We start from the raw sequence: 26,715 nt of genomic DNA on the forward strand, positions 1-26,715 counted from the left end.
CGTGCGGGGCTCTCAGCCGCTCACGGAAGCGCTGGTGATCGGAAAACCTCGCTGCCATCTGCACCGCCATCGATAAAAAAACCTAACCGGCTCAACTAACGCAAGGTCACGCGCCACGATTGTCGGTCAACGGAGATCGCTCACGGCGACGCCCGAGTCCTGGCAGTTGCCCGATGGCGTAGCCTAAGGCGCTGAGGTTGTAGGGTTTGGTCACGACCGGAACCTGATCGAAGCGCTCCGGGATTGCGGTACGGGCGCCATAGCCTGTGGCGAACAGGAAAGGATGCTGCTCGGCTTCAAGCTCGGCGGCAATACCAAGGCTGGTTTCCCCGGCCAGATTGACGTCCAGTATCACCAGATCGAACGGATCGAGCCGCAAGGCTCGCCGCGCATCGCCCAGCGAGCCGGCGATCTCAACCTTGACGCCGGCGTCTTCGAGCATGGTCTGCGCGTCGAGGGCAATCATCATGCTGTCTTCGACCAGCAACAACCTGAGACCGGCGATGGGGCTTGCCGGGCGAGCACGAGCCACGTCCGGCTGAGGTTGCTCGGTAGCCAGCGATACATGCTGAGGTGGAATGCGGAATCTGGCGAACAACCCTTCCGGACGGAACTCCACCCGTGCGTCCCCCTGCAGTTCGAAGGGAACGGTGCGCTCGGTAACGATGCTTCCGAAGCCGCGTCGAGTCGGTGGCTTCACCTCTGGCCCGCCGCTTTCATTCCACTCCAGCTCCAGTCCTCGCCCCTCCACAAGCTGCCAACTTACAGTCAGCTGGCCCTCGGGCACGCTCAGCGCGCCATATTTTGCGGCGTTGGTCATCAGCTCGTGAAGCACTAGCGCCAGGGTTTGATAGCCCCGTACATCCAGCGTTACCGCGCGACCGGCGAAGTGGATGCGCTCGTCCAGTTCGTCGCGGCCGATCCAAGCCCGGGCTTCGGATTCGAGCAACGCACGCAGTTGTGTCGAGGCGCCAGCAGGTGCGTTGATCTGATCGTGCGCGCTGGCGAGTGCCTGGATGCGTCGCTCTACCTCCCGGGTGAACTCCTCCACCGATGTCGCCTGTTGCGCACTCTGACGCGTGGTAGCGAGAACCAGGCTGAGAACGTTCTTGACCCGATGATTGAGCTCGGCAATCAGCAGAGACTGGCTGTCTTGCGCCTGTTGACGTTCCGAAGCGATCAATTCAGTGCGACGAAGAATGACTTCCAGCAGGGCCACCCGAAGCGTTTCGGCGACTCGCAGCTCACTGGTGGTCCAAGGGCGCGCATGGCCACGCACGGTCTCTCGCCAGGCCTCGAAGCTGCTGCGCGGATTGAGCGTTCCGCGAACAGGATCCCGCTGCACGGCTTTGTCAGGGTTGCCGCCCCAGGTGACGGTCTGGATAACTTCGCGGCGGAAGAACAACAGATAATCCTGCGCGACCCGCGAAATGGGGATAGCGAGCACACCACTAGCGAGATCAGCGAAGCTGGCGGCGGGCGCGAAGTGCTCCGCGAGCGATGAGGTTGCGTAGATGCGATCCACAGGCTTCTGCCCGAGAAAGGCGATCAGTTCCCCAACCGCTTCGTTCGGTGGCAGTACGCCCTCGCCGTTGAGGCGACCGTTCGACCAGACCGCCACGCCATCGCACGCAATCATGCTGTGGAGCATGCCCGCGTAGCGGTTCAGGTCTTCAAATACGGTATCGCGAGGGGACATCGCCTCCAATAGCTGATCGTGCGCATGCTGCGCGTCGGTCACCCGCTGCTGTTCCTGTTGTTGCTCGCGCACATCGATCTGCAGCGAAAGCATCTGGCCGAACAGCTCGGCTGCCGAGCAGAGTGCGCCGCTCAGGTAGTGCGGCTCACTGTGATGGCAGGCGATCAGCCCCCACAGTTGTTCACCGCGCATCAAGCTGACCGTGAGCGTGGCGCGCACATCCATATTGCGCAGGTACTGAATATGCACAGGCGACACGCTGCGCAGCGCCGCCAAACCCAGGTTCAAGGGTAGGCCTTCCGGACTGCGGCCCGGCAGAACCGGCACCGGTTGATAGTTGACGTCCGGGATCAGCCTGAGTGGCTGACGCCGATACAGTTCGCGCGCCTGTGCGGGAATATCGGTCGCCGGATAGCGAAGTCCCAGATAGGAATCGCTGCCGTACCGCACCGCCTCGGCCACCACCTCACCCGACTCGTCTGGCAGGAAACGATAGATCATCACCCGGTCGTAACCGGTAACGGCGCGCACTTGCTGCGCCGCGAGCGTCAACAGCCGCTGCACAGTGGGCGCCCGACGCAACCGACCGGCCAGCCCGCGCAATAGCGTCACGCCGTTTGCGCCTGCCCCCATCACGCTGGGCGCCGCTTCGATCACAGCCAGGCCGTCGACCATATGCACCGTCATGTCGTAGCGATGCGCGCTGTCATCAAGCGCGAGGCAGTCCAGCCGCTCGGCAGAGCCAGACAGCATCGCCGTCTGCAATTGATTGCGTACGGAGTGGACCGTTTCGATCGGCAGGACGGAATCAAGCGGTCGGCCCAACAGCGACTGCGGGTCGACGTCGGCTAAAAAGCTCGAGGTGTTCGCCGAAACGTGCGCGATGGTCCAATCCGGCAGGGTGCAGCCTAGTAGCAGGCCGTGTGGTTGGATGGTCCCGGGAATGTGGATGGGCTCCTGGGCACAATCAACGGGGGCGACGGACAGATTGAACTCGGTCGTCAATGCGAAACTTCTCCTGCAGCTGCTGAGAGCCAGGCCCAACAGAGACCCGTTCAGAAAGCTGAGACATGCATCGGCGGCATTCGCTCAAAAAAACCGCCCGACGTAGCAACAGACCGTCGGACCGAGATCGCTCGAGGCTAGCTCATTGAAGAAGCAGCCTGCGCATCGGGCCAGACGACGAAGCGAAACTGACGATTGCTTCATACCGCGTCATGGCTTCCAATGCCGGCCATGACCAAGCCCGATGATCAAAAGCCTGTCTCCGGACGGCGACCACGCGCCAGCAGCCAGGCACGCATCGCCCAGATTCTCGCCGCCGCACGCGAGCTGCTGGCCGGACAGGGCGTGGCCGGCCTTTCCATCTACAGCGTGGCGGAACACGCCAGGATCCCGCCTTCATCCGTCTATCACTTTTTTGCCAGCGTGCCGGCGCTGCTCAATGCGTTGACCGCCGATGTGCACGCCGCCTTCCGTGCAAGCCTCGCCGAGCCGGTGGATCACGACCGCCTGGGCTGCTGGCGCGACCTGTCCCGGCTTGTCGAACAACGCATGCTGGCCATCTATCAGCACGACGCAGCCGCCCGGCAGCTGATTCTCGCGCAACACGGGCTGAGCGAAGTGACCCAAGCCGACCACCAGCACGACATCGAACTCGCCGGGTTGATGCAGGTCCTTTTTGAAAGGCATTTCGAACTCCCGACATTGCCCGGTGATGTCGATGTGTTTGCCTTGGCACTGGAGCTTGGAGACCGGGTCTACGCGCGATCGGTGCATCTGTACGGCAGCATCACGCCGCGCATGGCAGAGGAAGGGATGCGCGTATTCGATGCCTACCTGGCACTCTATCTGCCGCCCTATCTGCCAAAGCGCATTCAGATCTAGCCGATAGATATCGGTTTTTATTCAAGCGCCCCGGGAAGAAGCTGACCGAATGGGCTTTCAATCCAGATAATTATCGAATAGATTTCGCAGCGCCCCACAGGGCCGCCCTTACGCCAGCATCCGCGAGGTTTTCCATGTCCCGTATCGTTACCGTCGCCGCCACCCAGATGGCCTGTTCTTGGGATCGCCAGGCGAACATCGCCAACGCCGAGAAGCTGGTCCGCGAGGCAGCCGCCAAGGGCGCACAAGTCATCCTGATTCAGGAGCTCTTCGAGACTCCGTATTTCTGCCAGAAGCCGAACCCGGAATATCTGCAACTGGCCACTTCAGTGGAAGACAACCCAGCCGTACAGCATTTCCAGAAAGTCGCCGCTGAGTTGCAGGTCGTGCTGCCGGTGAGCTTCTTCGAGCTGTCCGGGCGCGCGCGATTCAATTCCGTCGCCATCATCGATGCCGACGGCAAGGTGCTCGGCGTGTACCGCAAGAGTCACATCCCGGACGGCCCCGGCTACCACGAAAAGTACTATTTCAACCCGGGCGATACCGGTTTCAAAGTCTGGAACACCCGCTATGCCAAGATCGGCGTAGCCATCTGCTGGGATCAGTGGTTCCCCGAAACCGCGCGCAGCATGGCGCTGATGGGCGCCGAACTGCTGTTCTACCCGACCGCTATTGGTAGCGAGCCGCACGATTCGAGCATCACCTCGCGCGACCACTGGCAGCGCGTACAACAGGGCCACGCCGGTGCCAACCTGATGCCGCTGATTGCGAGCAACCGCATCGGCCGCGAAGAGCAGGACGGCTACGACATCACCTTCTATGGCTCCTCGTTCATTGCCGATCAGTTCGGCGCGAAGGTCGAAGAAATGGACGAGACCAGCGAAGGCGTGCTGGTGCATAAGTTCGACCTCGATCAGCTCGAACACATTCGCAGCGCCTGGGGCGTGTTCCGTGACCGCCGGCCGAACCTGTATAGCCCGATCAAGACGCTGGATGGATCGCTGGAGTCCTGAACCGGCCCTCTGATCGGTAAAGGTTTTCAGCTGCACGATTCGTTGCGGCTGAATGCCCTCCGCCGTGGTCAGATTTATCGCCTCCAACGAACGGCCGTTCCCAACCGGCCACGAAAGATTTGCCGCCCTCCAGGTAGACCGATGACCACTCTGACCACCACACCGCGTGCCGACGATTTCCACATGCCTGCCGAGTGGGCGCCGCACAGCCAGACCTGGATGGTTTGGCCGCAGCGCCCGGACAATTGGCGCAGCCAGGCCACGCCGGCTCAGGCGGCATTCACTGCGGTCGCCAAAGCCATCGCCCGCTTCGAGCCAGTAACCGTCTGTGTGACAGCCGAACATTTCCTCACCGCCCGTGCGCAGCTGGACGACCCACGCATCCGGGTGGTGGAGATGAGCACGGATGACGCCTGGGTGCGCGACACCGGGCCGACCTTTCTAATCAATGGCAAAGGTGGGCTACGCGGCGTTGACTGGACCTTCAACGCCTGGGGCGGCCTCGACGGCGGGCTGTACAGCGAATGGCAGCGCGACGATGAGGTGGCGCAGAAGATCCTCGAAATCGAACGCTGCGATCGCTACCACACCGAAGGTTTTGTACTGGAAGGGGGCTCGATCCATGTCGACGGTGAAGGCACGCTGATCACCACTGAAGAGTGCTTGCTCAATCGCAACCGCAACCCGCACCTGTCACGCGAAGACATCGCAGCGGTGCTGGCCGACTATCTGGCGATCGACAAGGTCATCTGGCTGCCGCACGGCCTGTTCAACGATGAAACCGACGGACACGTGGATAACTTCTGCTGCTTCGTTCGCCCAGGCGAGGTGTTACTCGCCTGGACGGACGACCGCGACAACCCCAACTACGAACGCTGCCAAGCCGCGATGCAGGTGCTAGAGACGGCGACGGACGCCTGGGATCGCCAGCTGATCGTGCACAAGATGCCGATACCGGGGCCCCTGCATGCCACCGACGAGGAGTGTGCCGGCGTGGTCCCGCTGGTTGGCAGCCAGCCGCGCGATCCATCGATTCGCCTGGCCGGCAGCTATGTGAACTTCCTGATCGTCAACGGCGGCATCATCGCGCCCTCCTTTGACGATCCGCTGGACGCCGAAGCCGAAGCGATTCTGACCCGACTGTTCCCGCAGCATCAGGTGGTCATGGTACCCGGCCGCGAAATCCTGTTGGGCGGTGGCAACATTCACTGCATTACCCAGCAACAGCCGATCGCGACGTTGACGCATAAAGGCTGAGGTCCGGGGGCAACAAAAAAACCGCTGCGTAGCCTGGGGCTAGCAGCGGTTTTTTATTTCACGACTGGCCTCAGGCAACGATCACCTGATTCTTGCCCAGACGCTTGGCGGTATACATGGCGGCATCGGCACGGGCGAACATCGCGCTGAGGTCCGGATCGCTGGCTGTCAGATAGGTCACGCCCAGGCTGATGGTGACGCCAAAGCGCTGCCCGTCCGGGCTGGTGAACACCAGTCGCTGGATCTCGCGCTGCAAGCGTTCGGCGATCTGCTCGGCGAGGTCGGGCTGGCAACCCGGAAGCAGCAAGGCGAATTCCTCGCCGCCGATTCGGCCGAACAAATCACCACGGCGCAGAACCGACGATCCGCACTGAGCCACGCGCTGCAGCACTTGATCGCCCATCTGGTGCCCATGGGTGTCGTTGATGCGCTTGAAGTCATCGATGTCCAGCAGCTGGAAGGCCATCGGCGTGGCGTATTGCCGAGCGAGATCGAACTCGCGCTGGGCACATTCGAAAAAGTACCGCCGGTTGCTGCTCTGGGTCAGGACATCGATGGTGGCCAGACGCTGCAGCTCGCCCTCGAGCTGCTTCTTTTCGGTGATGTCTTCGGCGATCCCGACGATGATCGGCCCGTGCAGACAGTCCGCATTGCGCGCAATGAAGCATTTGTCGCTGAGCCAGCGCAGCTGTCCATCCGTGCGAATGATGCGGTACTCACGCTCTTCGACTGCGCCTTTCTCGAGTACATCGAGCATGCTCTGCTGGGCGTACTCAAGATCGTCCGGGTAGATGCTGTTGCGCCACTCGCCAAAGTCCGACAGCAGCAAGGCGGCGGAGCGGCCGAAAATCTGCTCATAGGCCGGGCTGACGTAGATCATCTGCTGGGCCTGCCAATCGAACGCCCAGAGCACCGCATTGACGGCACCCATCAGCGTGCTGAACAAATGCTCGCGCTCACTCAGGCGCTCGACTTCGGCACGCGCATGCATCAATGCCAAAAGGGTTTGCGCCTCGGTCGGCGGAAGAATCCCGACACCCGTTTCGCTTCGCTGCTTCACCAGATTCATACCTGCTTCCAAAATATGGCGTCAGGCACCGACGGAGACCCGCTGGATAACTGTCGCAAGAGCACCAGAATGCAGTTCAGAGAGTGGCGAGCAGGCAAAGTTCCGGGCTCCGGGCGTGTCGCAGGTCGCGCCGATCAGAGGTCACGCATGGGCGACAGCCGGCCTCAGCGAATAGGTTCGCAGGTGCTCAGCGAACTCCCGCAGCGACTGAATCCCACTGGCTTCGGCGTCGTGCACCCACTGCTTCATCGCGGCCAGCATCTCGTGCCCGTTGGCACTGGTGCGCGTCCAGGTCTGCTGCAGCGCCAGACGCTGTTCATAGATCACCCGCAGCGACTGACTTTGCTCCAGGATCACCTCGATATGCGCCTGCTGATCATCCTGGAGCAGGCTCGGCTCGCGGGACAGCAGCCGCTTTGCACGGCGAAACTGGTGCCGGACAGAGGCGTCGGCGCGTTGCAGCTCCAGCTGCACCAGTGGCTTGATCACCAGCTTGCGGTACTGCGCCATGATCTGGAAACGGTTGTTGAGGATGGCCATGGCGCTGTCCATGTCCAGCTGATGCTTGGCCTTGACGCGATGCGCAATGGGCGCGGTGCGGTTCACCTTGGCCAGGCCAAACAGGCTGAACAGCTTGATCCAGGCCCAGCCCATGTCGAACTCCCACTTGCGCACCGAGAGTTTGGCCGAGTTCGGGTAGGTGTGATGATTGTTATGCAGCTCCTCGCCGCCGATGAGGATGCCCCAGGGCACCAGATTGGTGGCGGCATCCCGGCATTCGAAGTTGCGGTAACCCACCGCATGGCCCAATCCGTTGACCACACCGGCGGCCCACACCGGTATCCAGATCATCTGCACCGCCCATACGGTCAGGCCGATCACACCGAACAGAGCCAGATCGAGGCCTAGCATCAGGACGATGCCGAGGTTGGGGTAGCGGGAATACAGGTTGCGCTCGACCCAGTCGTCCGGGCAGTTTTTGCCGTAGACCCGCAAGGTTTCCTCATTTTTCGCCTCTTCCATGTACAACTCGGCGCCGCGACGCAACACGGTGCCCAACCCTTTTTGCACAGGGCTGTGCGGATCATCCGGGGTTTCGCACTTGGCGTGATGCTTGCGATGGATCGCTGTCCATTCACGCGTGTTCATCGCCGTGGTCAGCCACAACCAGAAGCGGAAGAAATGCTTGAGCACCGCATTCAGTTCGAGCGAGCGGTGAGCAGAATAACGGTGCAGATAGACGGTTACCGCAACGATGGTGACGTGGGTCAGAATCAGGGTTGCCGCAACCACCTGCCAGGCGGAAAGGTCGAGAATACCGGTGTACCACATAGTGTCGCTGCCTCGCGGTGTAGAAAGCCGATCCGCAGCCGCGGACCTGAATGCATTATCCACCCTGCCTGGCTGGCTGAGCCGCCGCCTGTCGTTCGGCGCGTCTTTTTCGTTTCAGGGTCTAACAGAAACAGCCTTCACGGCCGATATACAGCGGAGCAAGGGACGGCGCTTTCGAGATAGCATATAGCTATCACTTTTCCTTCGTCCGCCTCGGACGTTCTGCCCCACGCAGAGCTGCGCGAGACGGTGTCGATGATTGCCCCGAACAGAGCCATGAGCCCCCTTACCCATTCCACCAGCCCTCGATGGTTACTCGGCGTCGGCAGCCTGCTGCTGGCCTTGCTGTTCGGCGGCCTGGCCTTTAATGGTTTTCAGGCTAAGGATACCGTCTGGTCGTTGCAGACCGAGCAACAGGGCGAGCTGCAGGCCATGGCCTTGCGCAGCGCCCAGCAGGGTTTGGAAAAACAGGCCCGGCTGATAGCCCGGACGCTCAGCGCCAGCCCCGAAACCTTGCGCCTGGTACGTCAAGCGGACCGGGCCATCAAAGCCGGAGCTCAGTGGCATGGCCCGCGCATGACGCGCATTCGCCAGCAACTGACCCAGTCGTTGATGCCAACCTGGACGGCGATGCAGCGCCACGGTGCCCGTCAGCTACAGCTCTTCTGGGGCGATGCCGGGATCGCACTGTTGCGCATGCAGGATCTGGACGCCTTTGGTGACGCCGTGGCCGACCGCAGGCCATTGCTCTACAAAGCCCTTTCCCAGGGCCAGACCGTCTCTGGTCTGGACATCGGCCAACACAGCGCCGGCAACCGCGCGATCGTACCGATACGCGCCAGCAGCAGCCTCGAAAGCGAAGTGATCGGCGCGCTGGAGGTGGGGTTCGACATTCTTCCGGATCTAACCGAACTCGGCGAGCAGCTGGATGCCGGTCTGGGCCTGCTGGTCAACCGTGCCGAGCTGGAGGAAATGCTCTGGGCACGCCCGGTCGGCATCCAGCTCAAGGAGCTCGGCGGCTGGTTGCTAGATAGCCACTCGGCACCGCAGATCCTGCAATGGGCCCAACAGCAGAAACTCCCGGCCCCCGAAGCAGGACAAGCCCTGCGCATGCTTGAGGCGAACGGCCGCAGCTTTTTGCTCAATCAGATACCGCTGCATGACGTCAGGGCTGAATACAGTCCCGGTCGTCTGCCCATGGCGGTTGCGCTCGTCTGGCGCGACATCACTCTGGCGCTTCGTGAGCAGCAGCAGGCCGAACACCGCCTACTACAGAAGTGGGGCCTGGCGTGGCTTATTGCCGAGGCCTTGCTGCTCATGCTGGTTTTTATGCTGCACCGGCGCGGCATCTTGCAACGTCTTCACCAGATCCGTTCGACACAACAGGAACGCGCCCGCCGGCGTTTGCTCGAACGTGGCCAAAAAATCACCAGCCTGCTGCCGGGCATGGTCTACCAGCTGAAGCGCTCCGGGGACGGGAGCTACAGCTTTCTCTATGCCAGTGAGGGTTCCCGCGAGCTGTACGGGATCAGCCCGGAACAGCTGGTTGATGACGCAAACATTGCCTTTGCCGCCATTCATGACCCTGACCGCCCCACGCTCAGAGCGGCAATTGAACGCTCGGCAGCCACTTTGGGCAGCGGTGCTACCCGCTATCGCATTAAACATCCGAACAAAGGCCTGATCTGGGTCGAAGTGCGGGCAAACGCCGAACGTCTGCGTGACGGGTCCGTCCTCTGGCATGGCTTCATCGCCGACATCACCCCGCTGATGAGCGCGACCCTCGCCCTGCGTGAAAGCGAAAGCCGCTTCCGCAGCATGGTCAGTAATCTGCCGGGCGTGGTCTACCGCCGCGGCGTCGATGCCGAACGCACGATCAGTTACCTGAGTGACGGCGTCGAGCGCCTGACGGGCTACCCCGCCAGCGACTTCGTAGCGCCAGGCACACGCCAGTACAGCAGCCTGATCCACCCCGATGACCGCGCGAGTCTTGAGGACGACGGCGCGGACCCGTTCGAGCGCATCTATCGGCTGATCAACGCCCGCGGCGAAACACTCTGGGTTCAAGAGAACCGCCGTGCGCTGCGCGACGCTGAAGGACGGTTGCAGTGGTACGACGGCTTCATCGGCGACGTTACCGCCCGCGCATTGGCCGAGCGCGAAGCCCATGAGCGCGAGAGCTACGTGCGTCTGCTGATCGCCAACGTCATCGACGCGATCATCATCATCAACCAGCGCGGCTTGATCGAGACCTTCAACCACGCCGCCGAACGCATCTTCGGTTACAGCGAGGAGGAAGTGCTTGGGCGCAACCTGTCCATCCTTATGCCCGAACCCCATCGCGCCGCTCATGATGGTCATCTACAGGACTACGAAAGACGCGGGGAGGGCCGCAGCCTGGAGCAGAACCGCGAACTGCAGGCGGTGCGCCGCAATGGCGAACTGTTCACCATCGAACTGCGTGTTTCGGAAATCAGTCACCGCGGGGAACGCAAGTTCATCGGTCTGGTGCGCGACATTACCGAACGCAAGCGAGTCGATCGGATGAAGAGCGAGTTCGTCTCCATTGTCAGCCACGAACTGCGCACGCCGCTGACTTCGATTTCCGGCGCACTGGGCCTGCTACTCGGTGGCGCTGTTGGCGAGGTTCCGCCGGCCATGAGACAGATGCTCGGCATCGCCCAACAGAACAGCCAGCGCCTCGGATTACTCATCGGCGACCTGCTGGATATGGAGAAGCTGGTAGCCGGGCACATGACTTTCCAACTGCAGCCCCAGCCTTTGGCTCCCCTGTTGGAAGACGCACTGCGCTCGAACCAGGCCTATGCCGAACAGCTTGGCGTGCGTATCGAGCTGGGCGAGCAAGCCGCGGCTACCGTGAGCGTGGACGCGCACCGTCTGCAGCAGGTCCTGGCGAACCTGCTCTCCAATGCAGCGAAATTCTCCCCAGCCGGTGGAGTCGTAACCTTAAGCAGTCAGCGGCGCGGCGAGAACATCCGCGTACGCGTTGACGACGTCGGCCCCGGTGTTCCACTGAGCTTCCGGCAGCGGATTTTCCAGAAGTTTTCCCAGGCGGACTCGTCCGATACGCGCCAGAAAGGGGGTACCGGCCTCGGCCTGGCCATCAGCAAAGAGTTGATCGAGCACATGAACGGTTGCATCGGTTTCGATTCGGAGCTGGAGCAGGGGGCGTGCTTCTGGTTCGAACTGCCTGTGCAAGAACCCGGTTAGCCGACTATTTTTCCAGAGTGCCAAGTCAGCCGACGAGCAAGCTGGCAAACTGTTCATTTTCGAGCGCGCCAGGCACGCTTCGTTGGAGATCCCGCATGAGCGAGCTGAAACGGATTCTGCATGTCGAGGACGATCCGTCCATCCAGGCTGTCGTCAAGGTCTCGCTGGAGGCGATCGGCGGCTATCAGGTGCAGTCCTGCTCGTCCGGCCACCAGGCGCTCGAAGAGGTGGAAGCCTTCGCCCCGCAGTTCGTCCTGCTGGATGTGATGATGCCTGGGATGGGCGGGCCCGAAACGCTCACCAGGCTCAGCGAGCGGATCGATCTGGCTCAGGTTCCGGTGGTGTTCATGACTGCCAAGGTCCAGCCAAGCGAGATTGAGCACCTGCGCAAGCTCGGCGCGCGCGATGTCATCGTCAAACCTTTCGATCCGATGCGCCTGGCCAGCCAGATCCAGGCGATCTGGGATGCCAGCGGCAAATAAGCCGTTGCCCCTGAATCCGAGAGAGCTCAGCCAGATGGAGTCATCGAAATCGATACCGGCACCCTCCCAGCCCCGCGAGCTGTCCAGACTCGCCGCGTTGCTGCGCTACGAGATTCTCGACACGCCTGACGAGTCTGCCTTCGACGATTTCACCCAACTGGCTGCCTATATCTGCGGCACCCCCATCGCCTTGATCTCGCTGGTCGACGACCATCGCCAGTGGTTCAAGAGCCGCCTCGGCCTCGATGTCAGCGAAACCCCGCGAGAGCTGTCGTTCTGCACCTATACCATCGAAGGCCAGGGCCTCTTCGAAGTCGAGGATGCACAGCGGGACGCGCGTTTTTGCGATAACCCGCTGGTCACCGGCAACCCGAACATCCGCTTCTATGCGGGGGCGCCGCTGACCTCACCGGACGGCTACAACCTCGGCACTCTCTGCGTCATCGACCGGCAGCCGCGACAGCTCGACGAAGCGCAACGCGGCGCACTGGTAAGGCTCAGTCGGCAGATCATGCGACTGTTCGAAGAGCGCCTGCAGGCCCACCGCTATGCCGAGCAAGCGGCGCTGCAGCAGGCGCTGCTCAACAGCGCCGCAAGCGCGATGATAGTAACCACGGTCGACGGACGCGTATCGGGTGTAAACCCCACCGCCGAGCGTCTGTTCGGCTATTCCGAGCAGATGCTGATCGGACACCCGCTGACTTCAGCACTGTTTCCACAGGAAGCGCTGCAGCGCCGCGCAACCATTCTCGGCAATGCGCTTCGCGAACCCATCGAGCCGGGGTTCGCCGTGCTCACCGCGCCGCTGCTCGAAGGCCGACGCGAAATGCGCGAGTGGCGTCTGCTGCATCGCAACGGCAGCGGCGTTCCGGTGCTCCTGAATGTCTCGGCGATCCATGATGAGCGCGAGCTGTTGCGCGGCTACATCGTCAGCGCCTATGACCTGGCCCACCAGGAACACCTGCAGCTGCGCCTGCAGCAGATCGCGGCGCAGGTCCCCGGCATGCTGTTCCAGTTCTGCTGGCGACCCGACGGCAACAGTTCGTTCCCTTACCTCAGTGAGGGCGTCGAGGACATCTACGGCCTCAGCGCTGCCGAGATGGAGCCCAGTATCGGGCCGGTCTACGCCCGCGTGCACCCCGACGACCGCGAGCATGTGCTGGCGAGCATCCGCCAAGCCGCCTCGACGCTCACGCCGTGGCACTTCGAACACCGGATCGATCACCCTCGCAAGGGCTTGATCTGGGTCGAAGCCCGCGCCACACCGATGCGTCAACCGGACGGTTCGGTGCTTTGGCACGGGCTGGTGACGGACATCACCGAGCGCAAGGCCGAGCAGCTGGAGCTGGACAAGCAGCAGGAAATGAATAGACGCCTGCTTGAAGCATTGTCCGAAGCGGTGGTGGCTTGCGACGCCGACTGCAACCTCACCTTGTTCAACCACACTGCCCGTCGCTGGCACGGGCTCGATGCTCAGCAAATGGCGCCGGAACAATGGGCGGACGTCTATCACCTCTATCATGCCGACGGCGTCACGCAGATGAAGCCTGAGGAAGTTCCGCTGATGCGCGCCTTGCGCGGCGAACATATCCGCAACTTAGAGATGACCATTGTGCTGGATGGCACACCCCGTTACGTGCTGGCCAACGCCGATCCGATGTACGCCTCCAACGGTCAGCAGAACGGTGCGGTGGTGGTGCTGCACGACATCACCGAGCGCAAGCAGATCGAGATCCTGCAGCGGGACTTCGTCTCAACCGTCAGCCATGAGTTGCGCACACCGCTGACCTCCATTACGGCCTCGCTCGGACTGATTTGTGGCCAGGTCATGGGCGCGGTGCCCGAACATTTGCAGGAGCTTCTGGACATCGCTCACCAGAACAGCAAACGGTTGAGCACACTGATCGATGACCTGTTGGACATCGACAAGCTGTACGCCGGCAAGATGCGTTTCGAGTTGCGGACGCAGCCCTTGCAACCCTTGCTTGAGCAGGCATTGCGCAGCAATCAGGGTTATGCAGAAAGCCATGCGGTGAGCATCGCGCTGGGTGATTGTCCTGCCGTGTCGATCACCGTCGATGCGATGCGCCTGGAACAGGTGCTGAGCAATCTGCTGTCCAACGCGGCGAAGTATTCCCCGGCCGGTGAAACCGTCGCTATGAGCGCCCGACTGGTTGCCCCGCAACGGGTGCGAGTCAGCGTCTGCGACAAAGGCCCCGGCATCACCGAAGCCTTTCGTGAACGAATTTTCAGCAAGTTCGCCCAGGCCGATTCGTCCGATACGCGGCAGCAAGGCGGTACCGGACTGGGCCTGGCCATCAGCAAGGAGCTGATCGAGCACATGAATGGCGAGATTGGCTTCGACTCGACGCCCGGCGCCGGGGCCTGCTTTTGGTTCGAGTTGCCCTGCAATACGCTGAAAGGGGCCGTCCCTTGAAGCCCTTGCTGCGTATTCTGCATGTCGAGGACGTTCCCTCCATTCAAGTGGTGACCCGCATCGCGCTGGAGAAACTGGGTGGTTTCGAGGTGCTCAGCTGCGCCTCTGCACAGCAAGCGCTGCAGCAGGCGCCCATATTCAAGCCGGACATGATCTTGCTCGACGTGATGCTGCCGCAGATCAGCGGCATCGAGTTGTTGCGCCAACTTGCGTCACTGATCGACCTGCAGCAAACCCCCGTAGTGCTCCTGACCGGCCAGCCGGACGACCCGGCGGACCCCGAAGAACTGCAGCGTCTGGGCGTGCGTAAAGTGCTGCATAAACCCTTCGATCCACTCCAACTGGCAACACGACTGAACGAAATATGGAATGCCGAGCATGAATGAGGGCGCTAACGAAGCGCTGCAACGCCAACTGCAGGCACTCAACGAAAAGTTTGCTGAGCGCTTGAGCGAGGAATTGGCCGCACTCGAGCAATACGCCGAGCAGCTGCATTCGGTTCGCGAGCATGAACAGCGACGCCAGCTGATGCTCGCCTTGCTTGAACGGCTGCACCGTCTAGCCGGTACAGCGGGCACCTTTGGTTTCACCACGCTGGGCGAGCAGTCGCGGTTGCTCGAACGACGCGCAGAGCGCTGGCTGGAGGCCGCCAAGCCCAGCGGCCAGGCGCTTTCAGCGCTTGTCCGGGCGGTCCAGCAGATGGCCGCCACCGGGCGCGCCGGGGGGGCCGGCCCGCATCCCGAGCTGCATAGCGGCACGTCAGACGCGCTACCAGCCGGGTGCCGGATCTATCTGCTCGAAAGCGACTTCGAGGCCGGCCAGAACATGTGCCAGACCCTGGGCAACTTCGGTTACGAAGTGCTGCTGTTTCCTGAAATCTCGCTGTTGCAAAGCGCTGTCCAGGGACAGCTGCCTGACGCCCTGATCGTCAGCCAGCACGATGGCGAACTGGCTGCCGTCAGTGCACTGCAGCAGAGCCTGGAGGTGCCGTTGCCGCTGCTTGTCATCGGTCACCGAGCTGATTTCGGCAGCCAGCTGGCGGCTGTGCGAGCCGGTGCTAAAGGCTTTTTCGTCCGGCCAGTGGATATCACCCAGCTGGAGAACAGCCTGGAAAACATCCTCAACCTGCAGCTGAACGAGCCATACCGGGTGCTGATTGTCGATGACGATGACGACCTTTCAGCCCGTTACAGCTTGGTGCTGCGTAACTCGCAGATGCTGGTGCGGACCTTGAGCGACCCCAGTCAGCTGTTTGAGGTGATGCGCGAATTCGATCCGGAAATGGTCCTGCTCGACATGAACATGCCGGACTTCACCGGAATCGAGCTGGCGCAGATGATTCGCCTGAACGACGAGTGGCTGCGGGTGCCCATCATCTACCTGTCGGCTGAAACCGACATCAACCGGCAGATGGCCGCCCTGCTCAAGGCCGGCGATGATTTCATCACCAAACCCATCAGTGACACCGCACTGACCGCCGCCGTGTTCTCCCGCGTGCAGCGTGCGCGCGCGCTGAGCATGGCTTTGTCGCGTGACAGCCTCACCGGTTTGCTCAAGCACGCCGATATCAAGGAGCAGGTCGCGCTGGAAGTGGAACGCGCGCAACGCAGCGGCAAACCCACCAGCGTAGTGATGCTCGACCTCGATCACTTCAAGCAGGTCAACGACCAGTATGGGCATGCTGCAGGGGACAACGTCATCCGCTCACTGGCCAACCTGATGCGCCAACGGCTGCGCCGTATCGACAGCATTGGTCGCTACGGTGGTGAGGAGTTCATGGCGGTGTTGCCGGACTGCCCGGCAGAACAGGCAAAGCGGATTTTCGACGAGATCCGCCTGCGTTTCGCCGCCTTGAGTTTCCACGCCGGCGCGCGCACCTTCAGCGTGTCGCTCAGCGCCGGGATCAGCGAAACCGACGGCCACGCCAGCGCGGGCGCCATGCTCGAACTGGCCGACCAGGCGCTTTATGCCGCCAAGCATAACGGTCGCAACCAGGTGCAGATCGCCTGACGAACAAACCGGCTCGCGGGAAAACAAGCGAACCGTCACGCCATTGAGGACTCCAACTACACTGCACAGCACAGCAGTCGCGGCCGGTTCGTAGGCGCTGGCATGCGGCGGCACGCCTGGGCTGGCTCCAGCGTTCGGGCCGTCCCTATTCGTTCAACCGGCGAAAGGAGTTCCGGTTTGCCCGCAAGAACCCTGATCAGCTGGCATTGGCTCGCATTCCCGATCGCCTTCATCCTGCTAGTCGCACTGGGCTGGCAAGGCAAGCAAACCCAGCAACAGGTTCTGGCGACCAATCTGTCGGTCAGTCATAGCCTGGAAGTCATTACCGCAACCCAATACATGCTGACTTCGCTGCAAGACATCGAAACCGGTACTCGCGGTTTCGTTTTGACCGGTGATCCCAGCTACCTTGAATCCTACGAACTCGGCCTACGGCAGATCGAAGCGCACCGTCGTGGGCTGCAACGGCTGCTGGAGGACCGGGCGTTTCCCGACCAGGGTTGGTTCGAGCAGCTCGACCGCAATATCGCCGAGCGCCTGATGATCGCCGACGACAACATCCAGGCACGCCGAGTTATCGGCTTGCAAGCGGCAGCCGAACGCCTGCACCAGGCCGGCGGCAAGCTGATCATGGATCGGCTGCGGGCCTTGCTCGATGCGGTCGAGCGACGGGAGCGCAAGCAGCTCGCCGCCGCCAACCAGGCCGTGGCCGACACCATCGCGCAAAGCCGCAGACTGGCACTGATCGGCAGCCTGCTGGTGGCAGCGTTGTCCTTGGCCGCGTTTTGGGCCATCCGCCGCAACCTGCAGATTCGCCACGCCCTGGCGATCAAGGCGCAAGCTGGCGAAGCTCGTATGGGCGCCCTGCTGCAGGCGATTCCCGACAACCTGTACGCCATTGATGGCCAGCGCCGGATCACCGCGCTGTCCCAAGGAAGCGCGGTTCAGGCTCCGGCGCCCGAAGCCATCGAGCCGCTGCTGCTGGGGCTGCTTCCCCACTCCGATAACTCGTTACAACTGCGCCAGACCACCTGGTGCGAGGTGAGCCGGCAGCGAACCTTCGAGGTTCGTCTGGTGCCTACCGGCCTCGGTGATCACTTGGCGATTGCCCGTGACGTGACCGAGCTGCAACGGAGCCGCGACACGCTCGAGGACCAGAAAGTCTTCCTGCGGCGAGTCGTCGATACCGATGAGAACCTGATCTTCGTGCGCGACGAGCTGGGCCGCTTTCTGTTGTGCAACAGTGCCCTCACCGCACTGCTCGACGCTAGGCCCGAAGCCATCGAAGGCCGCCGGGCCGAGGAAATCGCCGGGGCGGAACGGCTATTGCCTCTGCTGCAGGGCGAAGGTGACCTGCTTTGTGGCAGTGGCGAACTGCGCATTACCGAGATCGGTCTTACCGATACATACGGTCAGGAGCGCTGGCTACAAGTGGTCAAGCGTCCCATGACCATGCCCAGCGGCGCCTGTTATGTCGTGACCGTTGCGGTCGATATGTCGCTCAGACGACGCATGGAGCAGATGAAGACCGAGTTCATCTCCACCGTCAGCCATGAGCTGCGAACCCCGCTGACCGCCATCCGTGGCGCGCTGGGCATGCTGGTCGGGGGCGTCGCAGGCCACATCGACGAGGGCGCCCGACCGCTTCTGGATATCGCGCACAAGAACAGCGAGCGGCTGGTGCGCCTGATCAACGACATCCTCGACATCGAAAAGCTCGAAGCCGGGCGCTTGCCGTTTCACTTCAGCCGCTGCGATGTCCAGGCGCTGACCGAACAGGCATTGGCCGACCTCAAGCCATACGCCGATGAATACGGCGTCCGCCTGACGCTTACGCTGCCCGACGGCCCCCTCCAGGCCGAAAGCAATCTCGACCCGGATCGGTTCACCCAGGTGATGGCCAATCTGCTGTCCAACGCAATCAAACACTCACCGGCTGGCGCTGTCGTCACTGTCGATCTGCGTCGCCACGGCGGCAGCCTGGAGATTGGCGTGCAGGACCAGGGTCAGGGCATTCCGGCGGACTTCCGCTCACGCATATTCGAACGTTTCGCCCAGGCTGACTCATCCGATGCGCGTAAGCGTGGCGGCACTGGACTGGGCCTGGCGATCACCCGTTCGTTGGTCCAGCAGATGCACGGGCGGATCGGTTTCGACTCTCAGGAAGGCCAGGGCACGCGCTTCTGGCTGCGCCTGCCCGTCGCATCTACACAGCCCATCAATCCACCAACAGTCGCGCAAGCGCTGCCTACAACGAGCACCAGTTTGCCGGTTGAACGCATCCTCGTACTCGAGCCCGACGCGCCTGCCGCCGAACAGCTCGCCGCCGCGCTGCAGCAACACGGCTACGCCACCCTAATCGCCGAAACGGCTGCCCAAGCACGAGAGATGCTGGCTGAGTTCAGCGTTCAAGCGCTCACCCTGAGCCCAGCGCTGAGCGACGAGGACAGCATTGCCTTCCTGCAGAACCTGCGCAGCCAGACCGCTTACCGTCATTTGCCGGTGCTGATCGTCAGTCTCCAGCCACAACGTCGCGACAATGACGACGGGGCCCTGCGCGGCGGCGCGGTCGGCGTAATCGACTGGTTGCACAAGCCGGTTGACCCGTCGCGGGTCATGGACGTGGTGCGCGCATGCCTCAGGAACAACGGTGCCCGCCCGCGCATCCTTCACGTTGAAGACGATGAGGATCTGCGCACTCTGCTCGCCAGGCTGGTCGAGCCATTGGAAATCGATCTCCTTGGTGCGCCCACCCTGAGGGAGGCGCGCCAACTGATCGACCAGCAACGCTTTGACCTGGCGATCATCGACCTGATGCTGCCTGACGGGGACGGCAGCGAGCTGTTCGATCAGTTGGCTCAGAGCACGCCGCCACCGCCCGTAATCATATTCTCCGCGCTGGATTCGCCGGTGCACGACAGCCGCCTGGCCCTACGCCAGCTGGTCAAGTCGCGCCATGACGGCGACGAGCTCGCTGCACTGATCCAGCAGTTGCTCCAGCAATGGCCGCCCGGCCATACCCCGGTTTCAGAAGAGGTCAACCCATGAGCGACTCCACTAGCCAGCGCATTTTGATGGTTGAGGACGAGGAGGACATCGCGTTCCTCATTCGCTTCATGCTCGAGCGGCACGGATTTACCGTGGATCACGCCGCAGACGGCCGTCAGGCCATTGAAAAGATCACCTCATCGGGTCCTCCTGATCTGACCCTGATGGACATCATGCTGCCCTACCACGACGGGCTGGAGCTGATCGAGCGGCTGCGCGCACAACCTGGCTGGGAAAGCGTGCCGGTGCTGATGCTGACCGCCAAGGCACGCGAGGTGGATATTGTCCGGGCGCTGGAGCTGGGCGCCGACGATTACGTGACCAAGCCCTTCCAGCCGGAGGAACTGTTGGCGCGCATTCGCCGCCTGTTGCGGAGGCCACGATGACTCGCCTGGTTCTAGGCATGGCGCTGGCGCTTCCAATTTCACTGCTGCCAGCGCTGGCGCTGGCTGATGTCGTCAGTGCCCAACGACAGATCGAAGCGCAGCAACTCGACGCTGCCGAGGCGACCCTGCTGGAGCATCTGACAGGCCAGCCCAACGACAGCGAAGCTCGATTCCTGCTGGCCCGCGTGCGCGCCTGGCGCGGCCAACCCGAGCAGGCCCTGCCCCTCTACGATCAGCTGCTGCAACGCGAACCGGACAACGCCGACTACCTGCTCGGGCAGGGCCAGGCGCTGCTTTGGGCCGGTCGCCCGCAGGCCGCGCTGGACTCGCTCGAGCGGGCTGCTCAGATCGCCCCGGACTATGCCGATATCCAGCAGGTGATTCAGCAGGCGCGCGCCGCGATGACCTCCCCGGTAACTGCCACCACAGCGGTCGCCACAGCGCCGGCGCAGCGCCGCCACGAGCTCGAATTGTCGGCCCGCCAAGACTGGCTGGACAGCGGCTTCGACAACTGGCGCAGTCAGCGCCTCGACTACGCCTCGACACAACCGGAAGGGCTCGGCTGGTACGGTGCACTGCTGCGCGAGCAGCGCTTCGGCGAATGGGATCAGGGCGCCGAGGCGGGGGCGGTGATCGCATTGGATGAAAACTGGACGCTGCAACCCGAAGTCGGCTATCAGCCGTCACCTTATTTCCTGCCCGAATGGCACGCCGACCTACGCCTGCAGCGGCGACTGCCGGCGGGCTTCCTCGGCGCTGCCAGCATTCGCCGCACCGAATACGAAACCACCCGCGTCGAGCGGCTGGCCCTCAGCGCCGAACGCTATTGGGACGCCTGGCGTGCGGGCTACACCCTAAACATTACCGACGTGGCCAATGCCGGGACGCCGGTCGGCCATGACCTGGCGCTGGACTACTACTATGCAGGCCTCAGCTATGCCGGTCTGCGCCTGACCGTTGGTGAAGAAGAAGCCGTCGAGGAACAGCAGCTGATCACCAGCGACGTACGCGCGCTCAGCCTGCAGGGTCGCCATTGGCTGGACAGCCGCTGGGCGCTGACCTGGGAAGTGGGTCATCACCGCCAGGGCGATTACTACACGCGGCGCTGGCTGCAGCTCGGCCTGCGGCATGCTTTCTGAGCGGCTGCCCGCCTGCCCAGCCTGGCTGTGCGAAACGCCGCGCCAGGCCTGGCTGTCGATCTGGCCGGACGACGCCATGCTGCAGCTGGCGCTGTACTGCGCGCTGGGGCTGGGCGCCCTGACTCTGCTGGTGATGTTGCAGGTCATGTTGCTCGGCGAGCTCGCGCGCCGGCGCGCCAGCCGCCGCCAGCAGTTCAACGAGCAGTGGCGGCCGTTCTTTGCCCTGTGCAGCCTTGGCGATGAGCTGTCGCCGCCAGCGCCGCCCCTGCCACGCGGACAGCAGCTGTGGTTTCTCCTGCAATGGAACCGCACCCAGCTGCAACTGCGTGGGGCAGCCCGTGAGCGGATGAATCGCGCCTTGGTCGCGCTGGGCATGGATCAACACGCTCTGGTGCTGCTGCGCGGCCGGGTCCGCAGCAAGCTGATCGGGCTGACCTGCCTACGCCACCTTGCGGACCCCGCGTATTGGAATGACGTGCAACCGCTGCTCGTGAATCGCAACGTGACCGTCTCGCTGGCCTCGGCACAGACGTTGATTGCCATGGATGCGACCCGTGCCATGCAGCTGATCCTGCCGGCCGCCGTGAGCCGTCCGGACTGGGCGTTGCCACGCCTGGCGAGCCTCTGTCAGCAAGCCGGCGAACAGGCTGTGACCTTGCCATTGCTGATTGCCCTCAGCGGCTCTGAAGACCCGCGCCGCGAGCGACTGGTGCCCCTGTTGGTGCATGGCGACCCCCGTCACGCGGCGCCCTGGGCTCGCGCACGGCTGGAAGAGGACGCTGCGCCGGAGCAGTTGCAGGTCGCGCTGCGTTGCCTCTGCGAATTGGGCGACCCGCGTGACCGCGGCCGTCTGCTGCGTGCCCTGCAACACAGCCATGCCGATGTGCGTCTGGCCGCGCTGCAAGCCCTGCATAAACAGGCACGCAGCGACGACAGCACGCTGTTCATGCCGTCGCTTGGCGATCCCAGCTGGTGGGTCCGCCAAGCCGCCGCAGATAGCTTGGCAACGCTGCCGGGCGCCACCCCAGAAGGGCTACAGAGGCTGTTCCGGCAAGTGCGAGATCGTTACGGACAAGACGCACTGCGCCGCGCCATGGCGGAGGTCAAACGGTGACCTTCGATTGGCTCTGGTGGCTGCAGCTGGGTTTCATCCTCTATTTTCTGCTGCTCAACGGCATGTACCTGTTGCTCAACGTGCTGTCGATGGTCAGCCTGACGAGTTATATCCGACAGCGCGCCGAAATTGGTGAGATCGCCCCCTATCTCGGCGTTGAGCCTCCGGTTTCGGTGCTGATGCCGGCATTCAACGAAGAAGCGACGATCCGCACTTCGGTGCGCTCGATGCTGCAACTTCAGTACCCCGAGTTCGAAGTGGTGGTGATCAACGACGGTTCGAAGGACAACACCCTCGCCGTGCTGATCGAGGAGTTCGAACTGGTGCCGCATCCCGAGCCGCTGCGCCAGGCCGTTGCCCATCAGCCGGTGCAGGCGATTTACCGCTCACGGCGCTACGCCAATCTGCGGGTCATCGACAAAGCCAACGGCGGCAAGGCTGACGCACTGAATGCTGGTATCAATGCCGCGCGACACGGTTTGTTCTGCGGGGTAGATGCCGACTCGATCCTCCAGCGCGACAGTCTGTTGCGCGTTGTCCAACCTTTCCTCGAAGACGAACGCACGGTCGCCGCTGGCGGCACGGTCCGTATCGCCAACGGCTCGGAGGTGCGCGGTGGTTTTCTGATCCGTGCCGGACTGCCGAGCAACTGGCTGGCGCGCTTTCAGATCGTTGAATACCTGCGAGCCTTTCTGTTCGGCCGCCTCGGCTGGTCACCGATGAACGCCGTGCTGATCATCTCCGGTGCCTTCGGGCTGTTCGACAAGGAGCGGGTCATGGCCGTTGGCGGCTACCGCACCGACACGGTGGGCGAGGACATGGAACTGGTGGTGCGGCTGCATCGCTATCACCGGGAGAAGCGGATTCCCTACCGCATCCGCTACCTGCCCGACCCGATCTGCTGGACCGAATGCCCGGAAGATCTCGGCACCCTCGGCCGTCAGCGCAGTCGCTGGCAACGCGGGCTGGCAGAGAGTCTGAGCCGCCACGCACGCCTCGCCTTCAGCCTGCGCGGCGGCACACCGGGCTGGCTGGCCTGGCCGTTCATGGCGTTGTTCGAATGGGTTGGACCGTTGATCGAACTGGTCGGCTACGGCTTCATGATTGGCGGGTTCATGATGGGCGTGGTGTCGTACGCGGCGCTAGCGGCCTTCCTGCTGGTCGCTATCGGCATGGGGATCTTGTTGTCGGTCAACGGTCTGCTGCTGGAAACCATGTCGTTTCGCGTCTACGAACGTCGCCGCGACATGCTGCGGCTGTTTCTCATGGCCGTACTGGAAAACTTCGGCTATCGCCAGTTGAACACCCTCTGGCGCTGCCGCGGACTATGGCAGTGGTTCTCGCGTCGCAAGCATCACTGGGGCGCGATGCGCCGCAGTGGGCGGTGGGGGCAGTAGAAAAACCAAAAAAGGCGGTGCGATCGTAGGGTGGATCACGCTTCACCGATCCACCAGCGGCGAATCAAGAAAGCACACAGAAGGTGGATGTAAAAAGCGACATCCACCCTACGGATGTCGTTAGAGCTTGATCCAGGTGGCCTTCAGCTCGGTGTACTTGTCGAAGGCATGCAGTGACTTGTCGCGACCGTTGCCGGACTGCTTGAAGCCGCCGAACGGTGCAGTCATGTCACCGCCGTCGTACTGGTTGACCCAGACACTGCCAGCCCGTAACGCTTTGGCGGTCAGGTGCGCCTTGGACAGATCAGCCGTCCACACGGCGGCGGCGAGGCCGTACGGCGTGTCGTTGGCGATGCTCACCGCCTCGGCTGCGGTGTCGAAGGTGATCACCGAAAGCACCGGACCGAAGATCTCTTCGCGGGCGATCTTCATCGCATTGCTCACGCCATCGAAGATCGTCGGCTCGACATACAGGCCGCCAGTGTCCTGCATCGTCCGTTGCCCGCCGATCAGCACCTTCGCACCGTCGTTGCGACCGGCTTCGATGTAGCCGAGCACGGTGTCGAGCTGCTGGGTATCGACCAGCGCGCCGACATTGGTGGCCGGATCCAACGGGTTACCAGGCTTCCAGCCCTTGAGCGCCTCGACCACCATCGGCAGGAAGCGCTCCTTGACCGAGCTTTCGACCAATAGCCGCGAGCCAGCGGTGCAGACCTCGCCCTGGTTGAAGGCGATGGCGCCCGCCGCAGACTTCGCTGCGGCCTCCAGGTCCGGGGCGTCAGCAAAGATGATGTTCGGGCTCTTGCCGCCCGCTTCCAGCCAGACGCGCTTCATGTTCGACTCGCCAGCGTAGATCATCAGCTGCTTGGCAACCCGTGTGGAGCCGGTGAACACCAGCGTGTCGACGTCCATGTGCAGCGCCAGCGCCTTACCCACGGTGTGGCCGTAGCCCGGCAGCACGTTGAGCACGCCCGGCGGAATGCCTGCCTCGATCGCCAGTTGCGCCACGCGGATGGCGGTGAGCGGGGATTTTTCAGACGGCTTGAGGACCACCGAGTTACCTGTGGCCAGCGCTGGGCCAAGCTTCCAGCAGGCCATCATCAGGGGGAAATTCCAAGGCACGATCGCCGCTACCACACCTACCGGCTCGCGGGTCACCAGGCCCAGCTGATCGTGCGGAGTCGCGGCCACTTCGTCGTAAATCTTGTCGATCGCCTCGCCGGACCAGCGCAGCGCATTGGCTGAGCCGGGCATGTCGACATTCAGCGAATCGCTGATCGGCTTGCCCATGTCCAAGGTTTCCAACAAGGCCAACTCCTCGGCGTTGGCCTGGATCAGGTTGGCGAAGCGAATCATGGTCGCCTTGCGCTTGGCTGGCGCCAGGCGGGACCAGACGCCAGATTCGAAAGCCATACGGGCGCTGATCACGGCGCGATCAGCATCGGCCTCGTCACAGCTCGCCACCTGCGCCAACACCCGCCCATCGACCGGGCTGATGCAGTCGAAGCGGGCGCCGCCGGTGGGCTCGGTGTATTCGCCCTGGATGAAGGCGCGGCCTTCGATGCGCAGGTCGCGGGCACGCTGTTGCCAATCGGCAAGAGTCAGGGTGGTCATGGGGCGTCCTCGGTAGTCTGTCGAATAATCAGAAAAGCACCCTAAACCAGCGGCACCAGGCCTATCAATATTTTTTACGCAGCAGCCGTTTTCTGCCTTGTTTTGTGCGTTTTATTAAACATAGACTCGCCAAAACCGCTGGGCGCTCGGGTGATGTCGCGCTACAGCATAGCCGTCGAACCCGTCGCCCTGCCGGAGCTAGTCATGGCCCACGATCGCGCCACATCTGCCGAACATTTCTGGATGCCCTTCACCGCCAACCGTCAGTTCAAGGGCAGTCCGCGCCTGCTGGAGCGCGCCGAGGGCATGTATTACACAGACACCGATGGCCGTCAGGTGATCGATGGCACTGCCGGGCTCTGGTGCTGCAACGCCGGCCACGGCCGCCGCGAGATCACCGAGGCGGTGAGCCGGCAGATCGCCCAGCTGGATTTCGCACCGACCTTCCAGATGGGGCACCCGCTGCCCTTCGAGCTGGCCGAGCGGCTGGCACAGATCAGCCCGGCCGGGCTGAACCGGGTGTTCTTCACAAACTCCGGGTCGGAGTCGGCGGACACCGCATTGAAGATCGCCCTGGCCTATCAGCGCGCGATCGGCCAAGGCAGTCGCACCCGCCTGATCGGCCGCGAACTGGCCTATCACGGCGTCGGCTTTGGCGGCATTTCGGTCGGCGGCATGGCCAACAACCGCAAGGCCTTTGGCGCGCTATTACCAGGTGTCGACCACCTGCCGCACACGCTCGACTTGCAACGCAACGCATTCAGCCGTGGCCTGCCAGAGCACGGCGTGGAGAGAGCCGACGAGCTGGAACGACTGGTCACCTTGCATGGGGCGGAAAACATTGCCGCCGTGATTGTCGAGCCAATGTCCGGCTCTGCTGGGGTGATCCTGCCGCCGAAGGGTTATCTGCAGCGCTTGCGCGAGATCACCCGCAAGCACGGCATCCTGCTGATCTTCGACGAAGTGATTACCGGCTTCGGTCGGGTCGGCGAGGCCTTCGCTGCCCAGCGCTGGGGCGTCACGCCCGACATTCTCACCTGCGCCAAAGGCCTGACTAACGGCGCGATACCCATGGGCGCGGTGCTGGTCGACGAACAAATTCATGAGGCCTTCATGCACGGTCCGGAAAGTACCATCGAGTTCTTCCACGGCTACACCTACTCCGGCCACCCGGTGGCCTGCGCAGCCGCACTTGCCACTCAGGAAATCTACCAGCGGGAGAACCTGTTCCAGAAAGCCATCGAGCTCGAAGAGTACTGGCAGGATGCCCTGTTCAGCCTCCAGGGGCTGCCGAACGTGACCGATATCCGTACGGTTGGGCTGGTGGCCGGCATTCAGTTCGCGGCCCATGCGGACGGCGTCGGCAAGCGTGGCTACGAGGTGTTCCGTCAGTGCTTCGAGGATGGTCTGCTGGCGCGCGCCAGCGGCGACACCATCGCCTTGTCACCGGCGCTGATCGTCGAGCGCGAGCATATCGACGCGATGATCGAGCGTCTGGCTGATGCCATTCGCAAGGCTGGCTGACGGAACGAGAGGAGCTTTTTTTGGCACGCCTACGGCCTGCATTCGCCGCGGGGCGCGCCTCCCAATGGAGCGGTTC

General features: G+C 62.8%; 18 protein-coding genes. 14 read left to right on the forward strand and 4 right to left on the reverse strand.

The window, feature by feature from the left end; genetic code table 11:
- Window positions 1-106: 106 nt before the first annotated feature.
- The gene (locus tag ACQKEK_RS19690; protein WP_499144130.1) at window positions 107-2,704 is read right to left on the reverse strand and encodes an HWE histidine kinase domain-containing protein; all 2,598 of its coding nucleotides are present in this window, start codon (window positions 2,702-2,704) and stop codon (window positions 107-109) included.
- A 231-nt stretch (window positions 2,705-2,935) separates the two neighbouring features.
- Here ACQKEK_RS19690 and ACQKEK_RS19695 point away from each other — a divergent pair, with 231 nt between their 5' ends.
- From ACQKEK_RS19695 to aguA, 3 genes are all read left to right on the forward strand, one after another.
- Window positions 2,936-3,586 carry a TetR/AcrR family transcriptional regulator gene (locus ACQKEK_RS19695; RefSeq protein WP_499144131.1) on the forward strand — a complete coding sequence of 217 codons (651 nt, stop codon included), beginning with the start codon at window positions 2,936-2,938 and terminating at the stop codon, window positions 3,584-3,586.
- A 134-nt stretch (window positions 3,587-3,720) separates the two neighbouring features.
- Window positions 3,721-4,599, forward strand: coding sequence for an N-carbamoylputrescine amidase (gene aguB / locus ACQKEK_RS19700; protein WP_499144132.1), 879 nt, complete (start codon window positions 3,721-3,723; stop codon window positions 4,597-4,599).
- A gap of 141 nt (window positions 4,600-4,740) precedes the next feature.
- The gene (gene aguA / locus ACQKEK_RS19705) at window positions 4,741-5,856 is read left to right on the forward strand and encodes an agmatine deiminase (protein ID WP_499144133.1); all 1,116 of its coding nucleotides are present in this window, start codon (window positions 4,741-4,743) and stop codon (window positions 5,854-5,856) included.
- Window positions 5,857-5,926: 70 nt separating this feature from the next.
- Here the strand turns inward: aguA and ACQKEK_RS19710 are convergent, their stop codons facing one another.
- Both ACQKEK_RS19710 and desA read right to left on the reverse strand, forming a co-directional pair.
- Complete coding sequence (locus ACQKEK_RS19710) at window positions 5,927-6,925, reverse strand: GGDEF domain-containing protein (RefSeq protein ID WP_128119896.1); 999 nt, start codon at window positions 6,923-6,925, stop codon at window positions 5,927-5,929.
- 141 nt (window positions 6,926-7,066) lie between these two features.
- Window positions 7,067-8,257: a delta-9 fatty acid desaturase DesA gene (desA, locus tag ACQKEK_RS19715; RefSeq protein WP_499144134.1), complete on the reverse strand. Its 1,191-nt coding sequence runs from the start codon at window positions 8,255-8,257 to the stop codon at window positions 7,067-7,069.
- Between the two features lie 276 nt (window positions 8,258-8,533).
- Between desA and ACQKEK_RS19720 the strand changes: the two genes are divergently transcribed.
- The 10 genes from ACQKEK_RS19720 (at window position 8,534) to ACQKEK_RS19765 (ending at window position 23,501) form a co-directional block, all read left to right on the forward strand.
- Window positions 8,534-11,488, forward strand: coding sequence for a PAS domain S-box protein (locus ACQKEK_RS19720; RefSeq protein ID WP_499144135.1), 2,955 nt, complete (start codon window positions 8,534-8,536; stop codon window positions 11,486-11,488).
- A gap of 95 nt (window positions 11,489-11,583) precedes the next feature.
- The gene (locus ACQKEK_RS19725; protein WP_045423187.1) at window positions 11,584-11,970 is read left to right on the forward strand and encodes a response regulator; all 387 of its coding nucleotides are present in this window, start codon (window positions 11,584-11,586) and stop codon (window positions 11,968-11,970) included.
- A gap of 34 nt (window positions 11,971-12,004) precedes the next feature.
- Window positions 12,005-14,407, forward strand: coding sequence for a PAS domain S-box protein (locus ACQKEK_RS19730; protein WP_499144136.1), 2,403 nt, complete (start codon window positions 12,005-12,007; stop codon window positions 14,405-14,407).
- Window positions 14,404-14,793 carry a response regulator gene (locus ACQKEK_RS19735; RefSeq protein WP_499144137.1) on the forward strand — a complete coding sequence of 130 codons (390 nt, stop codon included), beginning with the start codon at window positions 14,404-14,406 and terminating at the stop codon, window positions 14,791-14,793. Before ACQKEK_RS19730 ends, ACQKEK_RS19735 begins: the two co-directional genes overlap by 4 nt.
- The gene (locus ACQKEK_RS19740) at window positions 14,786-16,417 is read left to right on the forward strand and encodes a GGDEF domain-containing response regulator (RefSeq protein WP_499144202.1); all 1,632 of its coding nucleotides are present in this window, start codon (window positions 14,786-14,788) and stop codon (window positions 16,415-16,417) included. The genes ACQKEK_RS19735 and ACQKEK_RS19740 overlap by 8 nt, the downstream gene beginning before the upstream one ends.
- Window positions 16,418-16,594: 177 nt before the next feature.
- Window positions 16,595-19,465, forward strand: a complete 2,871-nt coding sequence (locus tag ACQKEK_RS19745) for a CHASE3 domain-containing protein (RefSeq protein ID WP_499144138.1) — start codon at window positions 16,595-16,597, stop codon at window positions 19,463-19,465.
- Window positions 19,462-19,851: a response regulator transcription factor gene (locus ACQKEK_RS19750; RefSeq protein WP_046163327.1), complete on the forward strand. Its 390-nt coding sequence runs from the start codon at window positions 19,462-19,464 to the stop codon at window positions 19,849-19,851. The genes ACQKEK_RS19745 and ACQKEK_RS19750 overlap by 4 nt, the downstream gene beginning before the upstream one ends.
- On the forward strand, window positions 19,848-20,990 hold the full coding sequence (locus ACQKEK_RS19755) for a YaiO family outer membrane beta-barrel protein (protein WP_499144139.1): 1,143 nt from the start codon (window positions 19,848-19,850) through the stop codon (window positions 20,988-20,990). Before ACQKEK_RS19750 ends, ACQKEK_RS19755 begins: the two co-directional genes overlap by 4 nt.
- The gene (locus tag ACQKEK_RS19760; RefSeq protein WP_128119905.1) at window positions 20,980-22,104 is read left to right on the forward strand and encodes a HEAT repeat domain-containing protein; all 1,125 of its coding nucleotides are present in this window, start codon (window positions 20,980-20,982) and stop codon (window positions 22,102-22,104) included. The genes ACQKEK_RS19755 and ACQKEK_RS19760 overlap by 11 nt, the downstream gene beginning before the upstream one ends.
- Entirely contained in the window at window positions 22,101-23,501 is a 1,401-nt protein-coding gene (locus ACQKEK_RS19765) for a glycosyltransferase family 2 protein (protein WP_499144140.1), read from the forward strand. The genes ACQKEK_RS19760 and ACQKEK_RS19765 overlap by 4 nt, the downstream gene beginning before the upstream one ends.
- A 120-nt stretch (window positions 23,502-23,621) precedes the next feature.
- Here ACQKEK_RS19765 and ACQKEK_RS19770 read toward each other — a convergent pair whose 3' ends face one another.
- A complete protein-coding gene (locus ACQKEK_RS19770; protein ID WP_128119907.1) occupies window positions 23,622-25,115 on the reverse strand; it encodes an aldehyde dehydrogenase in 1,494 nt (497 codons plus the stop codon).
- Window positions 25,116-25,319: 204 nt separating this feature from the next.
- Here ACQKEK_RS19770 and aptA point away from each other — a divergent pair, with 204 nt between their 5' ends.
- A complete protein-coding gene (gene aptA / locus ACQKEK_RS19775; protein WP_499144141.1) occupies window positions 25,320-26,639 on the forward strand; it encodes an omega-aminotransferase AptA in 1,320 nt (439 codons plus the stop codon).
- Window positions 26,640-26,715: the final 76 nt, after the last annotated feature.

The sequence above is a fragment of the Pseudomonas sp. NPDC077408 genome, assembly GCF_050269105.1.
Lineage (GTDB): Bacteria > Pseudomonadota > Gammaproteobacteria > Pseudomonadales > Pseudomonadaceae > Stutzerimonas.